Below are 15588 nucleotides of genomic sequence, written 5' to 3'. Positions count from 1 at the left end.
CCCTGTTAAGCGTAAGTACCAGAAAAAGGGCTGCCTCCTGATGGCGAGGGCAGCCCTTTTAAAAAGCACGCGCAATAACCAGCGGTTACGACTTTTTAGTTGTTGTTTTTTTGGGCTTAGCGCCTGAGCTGGCGGCTTTAGAGGCAGCAGCTGGTTTGGGCACTTCACCGGCGGGGGCTACAACGCCGGAGGCCGCCGCTTTAGTAGAAGTGGTCGCTTTTTTAGCGGCCTTGGGTGGATTCGTGCCTAAGTCATTGGTTTCGTGCACCGCAGTTCCAACCTCTACTGGACCTTTAGTAGCCGGGAAAGTAGATTGCTGCCGGGCCGATTTCTGCACAAACGTCCCCCAGGTCAGGTTATCCTGGCCCGGCCGTTGGGCCTGGGCGCGCGCAATGGCCAGGTTGGCCGCGTGCTCTACTACCCACTCAAAATTTTCGGCGCCAACCGAGTTGACGTCGGCATCGGGAGCGGGGTTGCCAAAGTCAATGGCAATCGGAATACCGTCGCGCACGGCAAACTCTACAGTATTAAAGTCATAGCCCAGACCCTGGCACAAGCGCAATACGTAGTCCTTAATAGTAGCAAGCAGCTTTTCGCCGGCCTCGCCCTGGGTTTTCATTTCCGTCTGATAGCGCTGGTGAGGCGCATTGCGCGGCTCATAAGGCATAATGAGTACGTCTTTACCACCCAGGCAGTAGCAGCGGAAGTAGTCATCGAAGTCAATAGCCTCCTGGTACAGCATTACGAGCTGGCCGGTTTCGTCGTAGGCGCGCCACGCTTCCTCGGGGTTATCAACCTTGTACACGCTCTTCCAGCCACCACCGGCGTGGGGCTTCATAAAAGCCGGGAAGCCGATTTTTTCGAAGGCCTTGTGCCAGTCGAACATCGCCAAATTACGAAACGAGTTTTCGCTCGTATCGTCGGGGCGGGCTTTGCTGGGTAGCAGCAGGGTTTTGGGCACCGGCACGCCCAGCTGCACGGCCAGGGCATTATTGAAGAACTTCTCGTCGGCGCTCCACCAGAAGGGGTTGTTAATCACCGCGGTACCCGTGAGGGCAGCATTCTTGAGGAAGGCACGGTAAAAAGGCACATCCTGCGAAATGCGGTCGATAATAACCGCGTAGTCGGTGGCGACGGCCTGTTCGACTTCCTCAATCCGGACAAACTCGGCCGTGATGCCATCGACGGCTTTCTGGTTGACGCGGTCTACAAAAGCCTGGGGAAAGGTATTTTCCTGGCCGAATAAGATGCCGATTTTTTTCATGGTGAAAGAGGCGCGTAAGTGCGAAGGTGTAGGTAAGTGCGCTACTTCTACGGAAGAAGCAGTTTAAAAGATAGACGATACATAGTCCGGAAACATATCGCGCCACACGGGCCAGTCGTGGGTGCCGTGGGGCGCACGTCGAGGCGGTGCGCAATGCCTTTACGCGCCAGAATATCCGACATCCGGTAATTGGCCTCCTTGCAGAAGTCGTGCTCGGCAGTGCCCAGGATAATATTCATTTTGTAAAAGTTATCATTCTGTGCATCAGGAATATAGTCGGGCGGATTGTGAAAATAGGCCTGCTCGTCGTAGTGCCCGTCCAGAAACATTCGAATGTCGAAGGAAGCCCCATCGAGAAAAGATGTGCTACTTGGTCGGGATGGCGAAAGGCAAAGTTGAGGGCCTGATAACCGCCTAAGGAGCAGCCGGCTACGCCTACCTTATCTACCTGGCACTCCTGCTGGAAGCGGGGCACCAGCTCGTCACTTATCATGCGGTCGTAGAGGCCGTGATTGTGCACGCGGGTGCCGGGGTGCAAGTGCTTGGCATACCAGCTCCACTTATCGCCACTGTCGATACAGATAAGCTTGAGCAGCCGGTTTTCCACAAACCAGCGCACCGAGTCGGTGAGGTGAAAGTCGCGGGCCTCGAAGTAGCGGCCGTTGGAAGTCGGGAAAATAATAACCGGATAGCCGTAGTCGCCCACGACCAGCATTTCCATGTCAACACCCAAATCCTGAGAATAAAAGCGGCGGTATTCTTCGTGCAAGAGACAGGGCCCGGCGGGGATGACACGCGCCGGAACCGACCGCAAACTAAGCAGAAAAACTGAACGGCCAAGTTTTCGTTGGAATGCCGGCAGGTATGTTTATTTGCAAGCCAATGGCCTTTTCCCGCTTTCAATCGCCCCGCGGCACCACGGTAGCCGTGCGCCACGACGAGTCGTTATTTTCGGTGGCGCTGGGGCGCATAGTGCGCCTCGACGTGGTGCTGCCGCCGGGTTTTTCGGGCCGGACAGCTGCGCCGTACCCGGTGCTGTATCTGAATGATGGTCAGGACCTGGCGCGCCTGCAGTTGCCGGCTACGCTCAATCGGCTGTTTCGCGCGGGTGAGGTAAGGCCGTTTGTGGTGGTTGCTATTCACGCGGCCGACCGCCTGCAGGAGTATGGCGTGGCGGCGCGCCCCGATTATCTGGGCCGGGGCAGTCGTGCCGGGCGCTACACCACGTTTATGCTCAAGGAGCTGCTGCCCTACGTGCAGGGCCGCTACCACGCCAGCGCCGACCCAGCCCAGGCCGCCGTGGCGGGTATGTCGCTGGGCGGCCTGATGGCCTTCGACCTGGCCTGGCATCATCCCGAGGCATTTCTGCGCGCGGGCGTATTCAGCGGCTCGTTCTGGTGGCGGGGAAAGGGGCTGCACGATGGCTATACCGACGCCGACCGCCTGATGCACAGCTTGGTAGCGGCCCGGCCGGCCCGGCCCGGTCAGCAATTCTGGCTGCAAACCGGCACCGACGACGAAACCAGCGACCGCAATAGCAATGGCATTATTGATGCCATCGACGATACCCTGGATATGCTCGCGGCCCTGGCGGCCCAGGGCTTGCCCCCGGCCGCGGCGCGCTACGTGGAAGTGCCGGGCGGCCATCACCACCCCGGCACCTGGGGCGCTATTATGCCCGATTTTCTGCGCTGGGCGTTCGGCACCAGGGCGTTGGCAGCGCCGCAGGTGGCGGCTGCCGAAAAGCTGCCGCTGCGTACCCAGCTCGGTGGGTTGGCGCTCACCCGCCGCCCGCAGGGTGCAGCCAGCCTGAAGTTTCGGTATTTGCGGCGGGCGGCTACCTTTGCCGCCATGTCTGCTGCTCCTGCTATCACCCAAGTGCGCCCGGCGCCCGGCACCTACCTGCCCTACACCCAGGCGTATATCGACCTTATTCCGGCCGGGGCCGACCCCCTGGCCCAGCTGCGCGAGCAGGCTGCCGAGCTGCAACGCGACCTGGCCGGCCTTACCGAAACCCAGGCGCTGATGCGCTATGCCCCCGGCAAATGGACGCCCAAGGAAGTACTGCTGCATATTCTGGATGCCGAGCGCATTTTTACGTACCGCGCTTTGCGCTTTGCCCGCGCCGACGCGCAGGAGCTGCCGGATTTCGACGAAAATGAGTTTGCAGCTCATAGCGAAGCCAATGACCGGCTAATGAGCGACTTGCTGGCTGAATACCAGGCCGTGCGCGCGGCTACGCTGGCCTTTTTTGGCGGCCTCAATGGCGGGCAGCTCGACCGGGCCGGGCGCGCAAATGGCGGCCCGGTTACCGTACGGTCGCTGCTCTATATAGTAACTGGCCACGAGCAGCACCACCTGCGCATTCTGCGCGAGCGCTACTGGCCGGCTTTGCCACCTGCCTAAAGGCCGGTTGGCCGCGCTCAGCTGCACAACATCAGACGGGCGCCCCGCGTTAATTTGCCGCTCCAGCTACGTTTTATTACCTTCACCTCAACCAGTTTTCACGCATGGCCAAAGCCCAGGACGCCCGTAAAGAGAAAAAGAAAGAGCCTACCAAGTCGCTCAAGGAAAAGAAAGCCGAAAAGGAGGAAAAGAAAGTTGCCCGTGCCCGCAAGCAGGATTAGCAGTCCGTAAGTCTGGCTGTCAGTTCGCTTTACAAGACAAAAACGCTCCTGCCTTCTGGTAGGAGCGTTTTTTGTCTTGTAAAGCTTGTTTATAAAGGTGTTGCAAATTTATGGATACTAAACCAACCCGGCCTACAGTGTATAGTAAGGCTCCTTTTCCTTGTCGTGGTAGCGCAGGTAGCCGTGCAGCACCAGCTTGATGAGGGTGCGGTAGGCGCGGCGGCGGCTCACGTTGATAAGCCTGGTATACTGCGCTACCGTAATGCGCGGCTGGGAGGTTTTGAGGTAGTCGAGTACGCGCAGCTCATCCTTGTTAAGCGGAATTTTTTCGAGTCGGGCTGCGGGCTGCTGGCGCTCCAAGACCTTCTCGGTAAGGGAGCTGGTCTGCACGCTTTCATCGCGCACGCGCACGTAGCCCCGCCACTCGCCGGGGCTATCTGGGCGCGGTGCGGCTTGTTGTGGCTTTCGGCTACCTTGATTACCAAGACGATATGCTCGCCCTCCGTTTCAATTTCCCGGAATTCCAGCGTCAGGGGTGGGTCGATGTAGTGGGCGGCCGCCTCGCGCAGCACAAACATTTCTTCCTCGGCATCGCGCACGCCCACCACGCGGCCATCATCGTCGACGCCTACCAGTACCTGGCCGCCGTGCGTGTTGGCCAGCGAGGCCAGCGTGCGCGCGATGCGGGTAGGGTGGGTGGTTTTCTTCTTGAATTCGAGCCGTTCGCCCTCGCCCTGGCTGATAAGTGCGCGTAAGTTCATGCCGCTTTAACGTGGGCCCGAATGCAAATGTGCCGCCCCCAGGGAAGGAGGCGGCACAAACTAGCTGTGTTCTGAAGCTTACAGCGCAAAGCAAGGCGCAAGGCGCAGCCTGGGCGTTTTAGAAAGGCAGGTCGTTGTCGTCGTCGCCGGCGATGGGCTGAGCCGTAGGCTGCGCGCGCAGGTTCGGGTTCTGGTTTTGGGCCGGGCGCGCAGCAGGCTGCTGCTGGCTGTAAGATGCGCCCCCGCCGCCAGCCGGCGCGCCACCCGTGGCTGGCTCGATGCGCCAGGCTTCAAGGTTGGTGAAATACAGCATCTGGCCATTCTTGTTAAAGCCCCGGCCGCGCAGGTTAAAGGTCACTTTTACTTCGTCGCCCATTTTAAATGGGTCGATAAGAGCAGTTTTGTCCTGCACCAGCTGAAACTTAATCTGCTCAGGATATTGGCCATCCTGTACTTCGAGGACGAACTCGCGCTTGCGGAATTTTTCGCTTACCTGCTGTTCGTCAAAGATTTCGTGCAGGCGGCCGGTTACGTCGTATGCCATCGGAAAGGGGAATGTTGAAATGAAGAAAACTAGAGGCCAAACCTACGAAAAAAAACTGAAGGAAGCCGGGCTTTAGCTACGAAAACCCGGCATTTGAGAAGCAGTTTTCAGGCACTTACCACGCGTTTGGCTAAAAAAAATAGCTGATAGTACTGGTTATAAACCACTGATGGGTACTAAATTACTGCTCGCGGGCTCTTATTCAAACCCACTTTAAGGACGGAAAGTGCCGTTCTTGCGAAAGAAACCTGGTTAATTAGTAAATTAGAATATGTTCGCTCTTGCTTTGCACGGCGGTGCCGGCACCATTGCCCGTACCGCGCTCACCCCCGCACTCGAAGCCGATTACCGCGCTGCCCTGCGGGCCGCCCTTGCCACCGGCACGGCTCTGCTGGCTGGGGGGCGCCCGCGCTCGATGCCGTGGAAGCTACCGTGCGAAGTCTTGAAGACTGCCCACTCTTTAATGCCGGGCGCGGGGCCGTTTTCACCCACGATGGCCATCATGAAATGGATGCTGCGATTATGGACGGGGCCACGCGCCGCGCCGGAGCCGTAGCCGGCGTGCGCACGGTCCAGAATCCTATCCAGGCCGCCCGGCTCGTGATGGAGGCCACGGAGCACGTATTATTGGCTTACCCTGGGGCCGATGAGCTGGCCCGCGAGCACGGCCTGCCCTTGCAGCCGCCCGCCTATTTTTTTACCCAGCAGCGTTTCGACCAGCTTCAGGAGGCTATTGCGGCCGGCCGGGTGCAGCTCGACCATGCTGCCGCAACTGCCCCGGTGCCCGACCCCAACTGGAAAAAAGGCACCGTGGGAGCCGTAGCCCGCGATGTGCGCGGCCACCTGGCCGCCGCCACCAGTACCGGCGGCATGACCAATAAGCGTTACTCGCGCATCGGCGACGCGCCGCTTATCGGGGCGGGCACCTGGGCCGACGAGCAGTGCGCCGTCAGCTGTACCGGGCACGGCGAATTTTTTATTCGGGCCGTGGTTGGCCACGATATCGCCTGCCTGATGGCATACAAAGGGCTCTCGCTGGCCGAAGCCTGCCGCGTGGTGGTGCACGACAAGCTGGCTCCCGTGGGCGGCGAGGGTGGCCTTATTGCCGTAGATGCCGCCGGGCAGCTGGTACTGCCCTTCAACTCGGAGGGCATGTACCGGGCCAGCCGAAACGCGGCGGGCGAGGAAGTTGTTGAAATATATTAAAAAACATATATTTAGAAAATATTTGACGGCATACTTTCTGGTATTTCCTCAGATTCCAAAATTGGCAGGCATGGCTGCCCGGACTCTGCCTGTACTAGTGGCTACTCCTTACTGTTCTTACTGGGCAGAAGCGTAAATAGTAAGGTCCGGCTAGTAGCGCTAGCCGGACCTTACCAGGCAGAAAAAAGGAGGCGGCTAGTATTTGGTGACGCGCAGTACCTGCTGGCCCTGGGCGGTGGTGAGGCGCACAAGGTATAGGCCGGTGGGCAGGCTGCTCAGGTCGAGCGAGGTGTGCTGGGTTGGGGTGGAAAACTGCTGCGTAAGCACCGGAACGCCCAGTATAGTGAGCACTTCTGCCTGCGAGACCTGGGCGGCCCACACATCAAGTGGCCCGGCGGTAGGGTTAGGAGCTAGGGTACCAGGGCTGGCCGTGGTAGTACCCGCTACCGCTACGCTCGGCGAGTAGGTTTCGGTGCCGTCGCGGTCGGTCTGGCGCAAGCGGTAGTAGGCCGTGGCAGGCACGGGCTGGCCGTCGAACAAGCTATAGCTGTGCGCTTGGGCCGAGGTGCCGGCCGCTGCTACGCTGCCCAGCGTACTAAACGACTCGCCATCGAGGCTGCGCTCTACGCTGAAGCTGCGGCTGTTAGCTTCGCTGGCGGTAGTCCAGGCGCAGCGAACGGCGCTGCCCGTGCGCTGCGCAGTGAAGGACGTAAGCACTACGGGCAGCACCCCGTTGGCCCGCGACGAAACCGCGAAGGGTGAGAAAGAGGTAATACCGGAGCGCGTAACCACATAGGGCCCGGTAGTGGAGCCTACGCCCCATTCGCTGGCATTGGTATTGGTGTCCCAGGCCCCGCCGGTATAATGGTTGATGTGAGCAGTAGCCGGAACAAAGTCAGCCGTGGTTTCACCCGCGTTCCACTGGAGCGTCATCGTCACGTTTGAGGCATTGGCCGGCACTTCTTTGCTGATAAGCCAGGTTTTCAGCGCATTCTGGTACAGTACGGCACTGCCGGTCGGGCTATAGCTGGCATTATAGGCTGTCGAAACGCCGTCAAGCACCCTGGCCTCAAACACGTCGTCGCTTACTGATGTCGTTTGCTGCAGCGAGACGGGCGTATAGGAAGTGTAGCTGCTGCCCACCGGGAAGCCAACAACCGGCCCCATCGCCGACGTGCCGGCGCGAGGTACCTGCAAGCGCAGGCGGCCGGTGCCATTGGTAACCACGTAGCCCGTGGCCGAGCTGGTAGTGATACTCCCCGAGCTGAGGATGGTGAGGTCGTAGTTGCCCAGTACCAGGTTGGAGCCCGGCGCGATGCTCAGGTTACCGGCCAGCAACGTGGGGCCGGTCAGGGTGCGGGCATTCAGGCTGCGGTCGGCGTTGCTGCCGCTGATGGTCAGGTTGCCATACTGCGTGGCCTGCACCGGAATCTTAGTGCCGGTGGTAGTGTATTCAACCGTACTGGTGGTGGCTAGCGAGCCAAAGGTGAAAGCCGGCGATTTAGCTTGGTTGTGCGTAAAGTAAGAGCCGGCAGCTACGTCGATGGTCCCGCTGATATTCTTGTTGTACGCTATTTTCAGCGTGGCCGGGCTGGTAGCAGTACCCACCACAAGCTTAGAGTTCGCCCCACTCACGGTCCAGGTAGTGACATTACTGGCGACGGTGCCCGATAAAATCCGGTCCTGGTTATTTGCCGAAGCCGAGGGGCGGGGCTCATAACGTAGAACACTTGGTTATCGGCCGTAAAGCTGGCCGGCGGGCTGGCAGCGGTTACTTGCCCGGTAGTCCAGGGCGACTGGTCCCAGTTGGCCAGCAGGCCCAAATCGCCGGTAGTATTGGAATAAAACACGCCGGTTTCCGGCGTTACCACCACATCGTCGATGCTCAGGCCGTTGCCGTTGGTTGTGGAGTTGAGGGCATAGCCCCAGCGCAGCATAATTTCCTGGCCGGGTGCCAGGTTGAGGCCCATCAGGGTGGTAGCCGCTACCCGGCGGTTGGTGGCCGAGTTGCCATCGCGGCTGGCAATAACAGTGGCCGTCGATGGCGCATTAACCCCCAGGGCCGGTACGGGGGTCCAGGTGCCGGCCAGCAGGCTGGTAATCGCGCTGCCGGTCTGATAAGAAACATCTATCCGGGCTGCATCCTGCTTGCCCGAGTTGTACCACTGCTCCATCGCGTACATCACTTCCAGGTTTTTGATGGTGACCGAAGAGCCATTTTTGAGACGGATACCGACGTAGCCCGTGCCATCGTAGCTGTACGAAGTGCCGGCAATGCCCCCGAAGGCGCGGTCGGTAGTAGCCCCGCTGCTATAGCCGAAGTGATAATAATTGGAAACAGAGTTGGAGCCGTCGTTGGCTTCAATCGTCGTGGGCGTATAATCGAGGATGCCGGTCGGAAAAGTAGCCTCCGTATATACCTCGGCCGGTGATACCAACTGGTTGCCGCTCATGGCTACACTACCACTCAACGTATTAAAATTCTGCACATAAGGCTGAAGGGCCGTATCAGTAAACGTATACTGAGCCCAGGTTGGAACGGCACTTAGCCAGCTCAACAGCATTGCTCCTATAAAGTAGACTTTTTTCATGGATTAGGATAGAAAAAGAACTTGTGGAATAAAGGAAAAGGTTGAAAAATTCTATACATAGTAAAGATAACAGGCATGTCAGGGCATTGCCCACTTGAAAAAGGATAAATAGTAGATTTTCTGACAATAATTATAAAATTGGACTATTCTCCCTAATGCAAAAAAACAGCCTCCCGTTTGGGAGGCTGTGCCTGCTGAAAAGCCGAAGTAATATATTAGCTTACTGGCCGTCCGGCTTCCTTGCTGGCGTAAAACTTGCGCTCAGTCATGCAGTATACATTGCCCTTGGCCAGCACATGCATCCTGATATTTTCGATGGAAAGCGTGGTGCCTTTTTTGGCGGCGGCGGCGTTGTTGTGCGCAATATCGTAGCCATCTAATATTATCACCAGGTTCGAGCCGATGGTTTCAACCAGGCGGCCATCGGTAATAAGCACTCCCGTGTCTTCGCCCAGCCCAATACCGATGAGCTTGGGGTGCAGGGCCACCGCCTCGATGAGGCGGCCAAAACGCCCGCGCTTCACAAAGTGCGAGTCGATAATGGCCGCCGGCAGCAAGCTCAGGCCGGTGCCCATTTTCACGGCTCCCTTCAATAAAGCATCGGGAACGGAGCCGCCGCGTATCATGTGCTGCGACATGGCCATGGCCCCGGCACTGGTGCCGGCAATGACGAAGTTGGGCTCGGCGTAGTAGCGGCGGGTGAGCGTGTCCAGAAAATCGGTTTCGCCGAACATCTCGCGCAGGCGCGACTGGTTGCCGCCCGAAAACAGTACCACATCGGCGGCGAGCAGGCGGGCCAGGTAGTCGGGCTGCCGCGCATCGTCGGGGGTGCGAATATCCATAATGCCGATATTATGGCAGCTGAGCATCGCAAAGGAGGCCGTATAGATAGGTCCCACCTCCTGCGGAATCATGGAAGCCGTAGTTACCACTTCGATACGCGGGTCAAGCTTGCCCGATTCGGACACGACCCGCTTTAGAATCCCCAGCTCGAAAAAATTAAGGTAGTACTGGCGCTTGCTGCGAACGGTGGGGTAGGTGCCCTTGTCCTCGTTGCCACCGATGGCAATAAGCTTGCCTTGCGGGATAAGATTTTTCAACGCTAACTGCTAATCTGATTTAAGAAGACAAAAGTACGAACCAGGCAAGGGCATGCTGAAGCAACAGGCGGGGCGGCTGCAAACATAGTGTTTTATCTATAAAGTGCTGCTTTCAACATTCGGCCTGGCGCAGCAGCGCATCGAGCGTGGTAGTGGCAACCGCGTGGTAGTTGGGGCGGGCTTGCTGATAAATTTTCCGGGCCCGTGCCCGGCCGCCCGGCGCGGCCAGCAGGGCGCGGTAGAGGGGCACCAGAAATTTGCGGCGGCCCACCTGCCGCAGAAATTTTTCGAGGGCCGCATCAGCCGGTTGGTAGCCGGCCCGCAACGCCAGTGGAAACCAGGCGGCCAGCAGCTCGGCATTGCCGGAAGCAGTAAACTGGAAAGTTGCGTCGAGCCGGGCCAGGCCGTCGGCCGTAAGGGTAGGAGGCAGGCCGCGCAGAAAGTGCTCCCATTCCTGGCTGCTCCACTCCGTTGTGATGGGACGCAGCGCAGCGGGCGAAGTGCCAGCGGCTAGGCGGGCCAAGGCGTCGTCTACGGCCACGAAGCGGGCCGACTGCGCCTGGGGTGCTTCGGGTGGCAGGCCGGGGCCATCGAGCCAGGCGGGCAGGTTGAGGCGATGGGCTTCGGCGGGGGTAAGCAGGGTCCGAGTCAGGTAGTCGGCGAAGCGGTCGGTATCCATGCGCTGAAAAGCAAATCGGGCGAAGTACTCCGTAATAAAGGCATCGAGGCGCGGGCGACCGACCAGCTGCTCCACGGTCAGTAGCAGCAAGCAGCCCTTTTCGTAGGCGATGTCATTGAGGCCCTCATCGGGGTCGCGGCCGGCCAGGTGCAGCCGCAGGTGAGTGGCCGGGCTGTCGCGACCCAGCTCCTGCATGGTGTGGCGCAGGTCGGCCTCACCCAGCACTTGCAGCATCTGGGCATAAGGCTTGCCATAAAGCTGCTCCATAATGCGGCGCTCAAAATAAACGGTGAAGCCTTCGTTTAGCCAGAAATCGTTCCAGGTTGCATTTGTAACCAAGTTGCCGCTCCACGAATGTGCCAGCTCGTGGGCCACCAGGCTGGTCAGGCTGCGGTCGCCCGCAAGAATAGTAGGTGTTACAAATGTTAAGCACGGATTTTCCATGCCACCAAATGGAAAACTTGCCGGTAGTACCAACAAATCGTAGCGTCCCCAGCGATAAGCTCCATACAATTGTTCGTCAGCTTCTACCATTCGGTTCAGCTCGCTGAATTCGGCCCTGGCCAGGGGTAGGGTGGCCGGCTCGGCATAAATGCCGGTGCGGCCGCTCAGCGGAGCAAAGTCGAGCCGGCCCACCGCCAGCGCGAGCAGGTAGGCAGGCACCGGCTGGCGCTGGCGAAAGCGATAGCGGCCGTCCGGCGCGGTGGCCTGTGGGTTTTCGGCACTCATCAGCGCAAGAAGCTGGCCACGCTCCGGGCCTATGATTTCTACCGCAGCTTCGTAGGTGAAGCGGCAGCCGGGCGAGTCGGGACAAGGCAGCCAGGTACGGGCCAGAATAGCCTGCGATTGGGTAAACAGAAACGGGTGCTGTCCGGCCGTCTGGGCCGGGGCCAGCCACTGCAGCGCCGCCGCGCCGGGGCTGGTGCGGTAGCTGATGCGCAGCGCTGTCGCGCCGGCTGGCAACGCCACCCGAAAGGCCTGGCCCAGCACTGCGTCGGGGGCGCTGAGAGAGTAGGCGAGGGGTTCCCCGCCGGCCACGTCGCCCACCTGCACCTGCTCAATGAGCAGCTCGCGGGTGTCGAGCACCAGGTCCTGAGTCGCTGTCAGCGGCTCAGCCAGCTGCCAGGTAGCTGAGCCGCTGAGTGTCTGCCGGGCAAAGTCAATGGTCAGCTCGAGGTGCAGGTGCGGCAGGGGTGGGCCCTGGGCGTAGCTGTGCGGGTCGGCCGGGAGGAGCGGAGTAGAAGGAGACAAGCTGGGCATGAAAAATAAGATGAAGAGGACTTACGCAAGAGAAGGCTGTTCTTGCGAGCGCAGCGCGGCAATCGTCCTGAACGAATCGTGCGGGTGCGATTGCTTCGCGCTGCTTGCAAGGACAAACGATTTTGTGTAGGTCCTAATGAAAATTAAATGAGCCGGCCGGGGTAGCTGTGGTTGGTGGTGTCGTACCCACAACCGGCAGGTTATGAAAGAAGCAGCCACCAATAAAGTACGCGGCTGCGGCCAGGTGGGTCGACTATTTCTGTTAACTTAGGCGCGTTATTTGCGTTGGCGGGGTACGCCCCGGCACAACCCGCCGGGGAGCGGCTCAGTAAAATGGGCACCTTCCGCGTCAACCAGGCGCGGCATCGCCGGGGAGCGGGTCTTACCCGGCTTCCGGTGCGCCGCCCGCTTTCCCTCTGTAATGCTGCTTAAGCTCCGACTTCATTTCTTCACCGCGGCCTTCTTTCTGGGCTTGCTTAGTCTGCCCGTGCTGCTGGCTTCGTGCGGCGGCAACGGCACCTCGGCCGACCAGGCCAGTTCCAAAACCGGCACCCCGACTACGGGTAGCGTTACGGGCCCCGAGCCCCGCGTCGACAGCGTCTTCGTTATCCGGGCCATGCAGGCCGATGCCCGCTTCAAGGCGCAGGAGCATTGGGCGCGCAAATTTTACCGCGAGCGGCAGTTCCGGCTGGGCTGGTTTCGGCAGCATCAGCTCGTGCCGCAGGCCACTACCTTTCTTTCCGTAGTAGGTAAAGCTAAGGATGATGGTCTTGACCCTAAACGGTATGATACCAAGAAGATAACCGATTTGCTGGCCCAGCTCAAGAGCGTGGGCTCGGATACTGCGCGCCGTAACCAGCTGGAGCGCAAGCTCGACGTTACCCTGTCGGGCAGCTACTTCGCCTGGGCTTCTGATTACTACCGCGGCGTAGCCAACCCCCGCGATACCAGGAACGATGCCTGGAAGGTTAAGCGTAATAAGATTAAGCTTGACCACGCGCTGATGACCATTCTGCGCGAGCGCGAAAGCACCTATCCCTACTACGACTTTGCTCCGCTGCACCCCGAGTACAACAACCTTAAAAAAGCCCTGGCCCTGCTGCGGGCCCGCCAGGCCGCCGGTGGCTGGCCCACGCTGCCCGGCACCACGCACCTCAAGCCCGGCGATGTCCTGCCCGTAGTGGGTCTGCTCCGCCAGCGCCTGCTGGGCACCGAGAATAGCGGTCCGGCCCCGGCCGCTACTGCCCGGCCGGTAAACAACGTTTCTTCACCTGCTGCCACTACGTATGACCCGGCACTGGTTGAGGCGGTACGGAGTTTTCAGCAGGACCTGGGCCTGCCACCCACCGGCCTGGTTAGTGGGGAAACATTGCGCGAGTTGAATGTTCCCATTCACGAGCGCATCAATCAGGTTATTCTGAATATGGAGCGCTGGCGTTGGCTGCCCAAAAAGTTTGAGCCCGACTATCTCATTGTGAATATCCCCGAATACCGGCTACGGGTGTATGAGAAGGGCAAGGAAGCGCTGACTATGCGCGTCATCGTCGGCAAAACGCTGACGGCAACCCCGGTTTTTTCCGATAAAATGGAATATGTCGTTCTTTCTCCTTATTGGAACGTGCCTTACAGCATTATCGATAAGGAACTGCGCCCGAAGCTGGTGGCTGACCCCAGCTATCTCAGTCGACTCGATATGGAGGTAGTGCAGGGCAGTGGTCGCAAAGCGACTATTATAGACCCCACTACCATCGACTGGGCCAACGTGACGCAGGACAATTTCAAGTACACTGTGCGCCGCCGCCCCGGCCCCAAAAATGACTTGGGAGAGGTCAAGTTTATCTTTCCCAACTCAAATGATATCTACCTGCACGACACGCCCCACGATGAGCTGTTTTCGCAAACCAAGCGTAATTTCAGCCACGGCTGCGTGCGGGTAGAGGAGCCCATTAAGCTGGCTACATACTTACTGCGCAAAGACCCCAACTGGAGCCAGCAGACCATTCAGGATACGATTGCCCAGCGGCGCGAAAAATATATTACCCTGAAGCAAAAGCTGCCGGTGTACCTGGTTTACCTCACGGCCTGGGCTGACGCCAACGGGCACCCGCACTTCCGCGACGATATCTACGGCCACGATAAAGCGCTGGCAAAAGAGTATTTCGATTAGTCTCTGCGATTCTGTCTGGGCTGGCAGGAGAGGGTTAGCCCTTCCTAAGCGAAGTTTAAGTTTTATCTGGAAGGCCCGGCCACTAAAATGGTCGGGCCTTTTTAGTAGTCTTCAGCGCCAATTGACTAAGGTATGAAAATGGAAGCGCGGTACTAAGATTGTGAACATTTGTATAGTTTAAGCACCTTTCAGCACTCAATCAGGCAGTATGTTTTTATCTAACAACTGTAAACTATTGCTAATACACTTGTTTTAAGTCCGGGTTATTACATTTGTTTGATAGCCTGATAGTCGGGTGGTAACGAATTGTTTCGCACATTTGTACCGTAAAAGATTTCATATGGTAACCCGTATCCGGACTCTGTTGGAGCACAAACAGCTCTCGCCCACGCAATTTGCCGACCTGATTGGCGTAGGGCGGCCGGTTATGAGCCATATTTTAAGCGAGCGCAATAAGCCTAGTCTGGAGGTAGTACAGCGTATTATCAGTGCAATGCCCGAAATATCGATACCCTGGCTGCTGAGTGGGAGCGGCGCTATGCTGGTTGAGGACACTGCTGCTATCCCAAAAACCCCAGCAGCGTCAGCTAGTGCAGCACCCGCATTTCCTGAAGCCAACCTGCCAGCCAGGGTAGCCCCTTCAAACCTGGGGCAAACGGCGGTTGTGGCGGAGCCGGTGCCCGTTCGTGTACCTCCAGGACCGGGACCTATTGCGGAGGCAGTATCCCCTTTAGTTGCTGTACCGCCTGCGGCTCCTCTGCCGGCAGTTGCCCAGCCAACACCTGAGAAACCGGTAGCCGCCGCTTTTAAGCCCTTTCGGCCGGCTCGCTTTACCCCAGCTGCCCCGGCCTCCACAGTAGTGGCTTCAACTGCCACCATGGCCACCAATAAGGACTCATTAGCTGCTAATACCCCCGCGCTGGAAGGTGGTACACCCATACCTGTTGTGCCCGCCGAGCACCCACCGGGCCCCGCGCCTGTTTCTGCCCCGGTCGCAGCGCTTCCGCTGCCCTCCCTGGCTGAGTCGGGGAAGGTGATACGGCGCATCGTTATCTTTTATCAAGACGGCTCCTTCGCCGATTATTGCCCCGAGCAGTAACTCCTGCCTAGCGCGGATTCTGGGTCAGTATACACATTTTGCCCGCCTGGCTCCCCCTCTCCTTTTCGGAGAGGGGCCGGGGGTGAGGCGAACGCAAGAACAGAACCCGTACACTAACCCAGAATTCGCTCTAAGTAAGCTATAGGCTACTAAAAGAGGGAGCCCTGAATTTGACAAAACAGCCAGGCTCAGGGCTCCCTCTTTTAGTAGGCAACTGTCTCTTTGGTAGTCCGCTCAAACTAGCTGCCTGCCGGTGGCCCTGGCCTGAACAACGGGTAGTAGAAGCTCGT

Annotated in this window: 13 protein-coding genes and 1 pseudogene; 5 read left to right on the top strand and 9 right to left on the bottom strand. The window is 58.8% G+C overall.

The window, feature by feature from the left end:
• Positions 1 to 85: 85 nt before the first annotated feature.
• The 3 genes from GKZ67_RS08780 to GKZ67_RS08775 are packed head-to-tail and all read right to left on the bottom strand — an operon-like array spanning position 86 to position 2033.
• On the bottom strand, positions 86 to 1264 hold the full coding sequence (locus GKZ67_RS08780) for a RimK family alpha-L-glutamate ligase (RefSeq protein WP_254245166.1): 1179 nt from the start codon (positions 1262 to 1264) through the stop codon (positions 86 to 88).
• Between the two features lie 47 nt (positions 1265 to 1311).
• A complete protein-coding gene (locus GKZ67_RS24525; RefSeq protein WP_317172281.1) occupies positions 1312 to 1503 on the bottom strand; it encodes a hypothetical protein in 192 nt (63 codons plus the stop codon).
• Positions 1500 to 2033 carry an alpha/beta hydrolase-fold protein gene (locus tag GKZ67_RS08775; RefSeq protein ID WP_317172280.1) on the bottom strand — a complete coding sequence of 178 codons (534 nt, stop codon included), beginning with the start codon at positions 2031 to 2033 and terminating at the stop codon, positions 1500 to 1502. The genes GKZ67_RS24525 and GKZ67_RS08775 overlap by 4 nt, the downstream gene beginning before the upstream one ends.
• Before the next feature lie 113 nt (positions 2034 to 2146).
• Here GKZ67_RS08775 and GKZ67_RS23330 point away from each other — a divergent pair, with 113 nt between their 5' ends.
• A complete protein-coding gene (locus tag GKZ67_RS23330) occupies positions 2147 to 3670 on the top strand; it encodes an alpha/beta hydrolase-fold protein (RefSeq protein ID WP_254245165.1) in 1524 nt (507 codons plus the stop codon).
• Positions 3671 to 4145: 475 nt separating this feature from the next.
• On the opposite strand, the gene GKZ67_RS08760 is transcribed toward GKZ67_RS23330, so the two are convergent.
• Both GKZ67_RS08760 and GKZ67_RS08755 read right to left on the bottom strand, forming a co-directional pair.
• Positions 4146 to 4652, bottom strand: a complete 507-nt coding sequence (locus GKZ67_RS08760; protein ID WP_254245164.1) for a helix-turn-helix domain-containing protein — start codon at positions 4650 to 4652, stop codon at positions 4146 to 4148.
• A gap of 118 nt (positions 4653 to 4770) precedes the next feature.
• Positions 4771 to 5196 (bottom strand): DUF3127 domain-containing protein, encoded by a 426-nt coding sequence (locus tag GKZ67_RS08755; protein ID WP_173241962.1) that lies wholly within the window; start codon positions 5194 to 5196, stop codon positions 4771 to 4773.
• A 420-nt stretch (positions 5197 to 5616) separates the two neighbouring features.
• Between GKZ67_RS08755 and GKZ67_RS08750 the strand changes: the two genes are divergently transcribed.
• Positions 5617 to 6402, top strand: a complete 786-nt coding sequence (locus tag GKZ67_RS08750; protein WP_317172278.1) for an isoaspartyl peptidase/L-asparaginase — start codon at positions 5617 to 5619, stop codon at positions 6400 to 6402.
• A gap of 195 nt (positions 6403 to 6597) precedes the next feature.
• Here GKZ67_RS08750 and GKZ67_RS08745 read toward each other — a convergent pair whose 3' ends face one another.
• From GKZ67_RS08745 to GKZ67_RS08730, 4 genes are all read right to left on the bottom strand, one after another.
• Complete coding sequence (locus GKZ67_RS08745; protein ID WP_173241961.1) at positions 6598 to 8013, bottom strand: T9SS type A sorting domain-containing protein; 1416 nt, start codon at positions 8011 to 8013, stop codon at positions 6598 to 6600.
• A gap of 20 nt (positions 8014 to 8033) precedes the next feature.
• Positions 8034 to 8993 (bottom strand): hypothetical protein, encoded by a 960-nt coding sequence (locus GKZ67_RS08740; RefSeq protein ID WP_173241960.1) that lies wholly within the window; start codon positions 8991 to 8993, stop codon positions 8034 to 8036.
• 215 nt (positions 8994 to 9208) lie between these two features.
• Positions 9209 to 10093, bottom strand: coding sequence for a cyanophycinase (locus GKZ67_RS08735; RefSeq protein WP_173241959.1), 885 nt, complete (start codon positions 10091 to 10093; stop codon positions 9209 to 9211).
• A gap of 112 nt (positions 10094 to 10205) precedes the next feature.
• Positions 10206 to 12032, bottom strand: a complete 1827-nt coding sequence (locus tag GKZ67_RS08730; RefSeq protein WP_410505049.1) for a M1 family metallopeptidase — start codon at positions 12030 to 12032, stop codon at positions 10206 to 10208.
• A gap of 421 nt (positions 12033 to 12453) precedes the next feature.
• Between GKZ67_RS08730 and GKZ67_RS08725 the strand changes: the two genes are divergently transcribed.
• From GKZ67_RS08725 to GKZ67_RS23325, 3 genes and pseudogenes are all read left to right on the top strand, one after another.
• Positions 12454 to 14199 carry a murein L,D-transpeptidase gene (locus GKZ67_RS08725; RefSeq protein WP_173241957.1) on the top strand — a complete coding sequence of 582 codons (1746 nt, stop codon included), beginning with the start codon at positions 12454 to 12456 and terminating at the stop codon, positions 14197 to 14199.
• A gap of 340 nt (positions 14200 to 14539) precedes the next feature.
• Positions 14540 to 14659 (top strand): annotated as a pseudogene (locus tag GKZ67_RS25075) (helix-turn-helix domain-containing protein); the annotation flags it as partial.
• 417 nt (positions 14660 to 15076) lie between these two features.
• On the top strand, positions 15077 to 15298 hold the full coding sequence (locus GKZ67_RS23325; RefSeq protein WP_254245163.1) for a hypothetical protein: 222 nt from the start codon (positions 15077 to 15079) through the stop codon (positions 15296 to 15298).
• Positions 15299 to 15588: the final 290 nt, after the last annotated feature.

Origin of the sequence: Hymenobacter sp. BRD67 (assembly GCF_013256425.1) — a bacterium.
In the GTDB taxonomy this organism is placed as follows: Bacteria; Bacteroidota; Bacteroidia; order Cytophagales; family Hymenobacteraceae; genus Hymenobacter.
The sequence above is the reverse complement of the archived record's forward strand: the minus strand, read 5'-3'. Positions and strand labels throughout refer to the sequence as shown.

What these genes read in the sequence shown, in the direction of transcription:
- GKZ67_RS23330 (WP_254245165.1), top strand. Translation starts at nt 2,147, where the DNA reads ATGGCCTTTTCCCGCTTTCAATCGCCCCGCGGCACCACGGTAGCCGTG.
- GKZ67_RS23325 (WP_254245163.1), top strand. Translation starts at nt 15,077, where the DNA reads ATGGCCACCAATAAGGACTCATTAGCTGCTAATACCCCCGCGCTGGAA.
- GKZ67_RS08730 (WP_410505049.1), bottom strand. Translation starts at nt 12,032, where the DNA reads ATGCCCAGCTTGTCTCCTTCTACTCCGCTCCTCCCGGCCGACCCGCAC.
- GKZ67_RS08755 (WP_173241962.1), bottom strand. Translation starts at nt 5,196, where the DNA reads ATGGCATACGACGTAACCGGCCGCCTGCACGAAATCTTTGACGAACAG.
- GKZ67_RS08780 (WP_254245166.1), bottom strand. Translation starts at nt 1,264, where the DNA reads ATGAAAAAAATCGGCATCTTATTCGGCCAGGAAAATACCTTTCCCCAG.
- GKZ67_RS08760 (WP_254245164.1), bottom strand. Translation starts at nt 4,652, where the DNA reads ATGAACTTACGCGCACTTATCAGCCAGGGCGAGGGCGAACGGCTCGAA.
- GKZ67_RS08740 (WP_173241960.1), bottom strand. Translation starts at nt 8,993, where the DNA reads ATGAAAAAAGTCTACTTTATAGGAGCAATGCTGTTGAGCTGGCTAAGT.
- GKZ67_RS08725 (WP_173241957.1), top strand. Translation starts at nt 12,454, where the DNA reads ATGCTGCTTAAGCTCCGACTTCATTTCTTCACCGCGGCCTTCTTTCTG.
- GKZ67_RS24525 (WP_317172281.1), bottom strand. Translation starts at nt 1,503, where the DNA reads ATGAATATTATCCTGGGCACTGCCGAGCACGACTTCTGCAAGGAGGCC.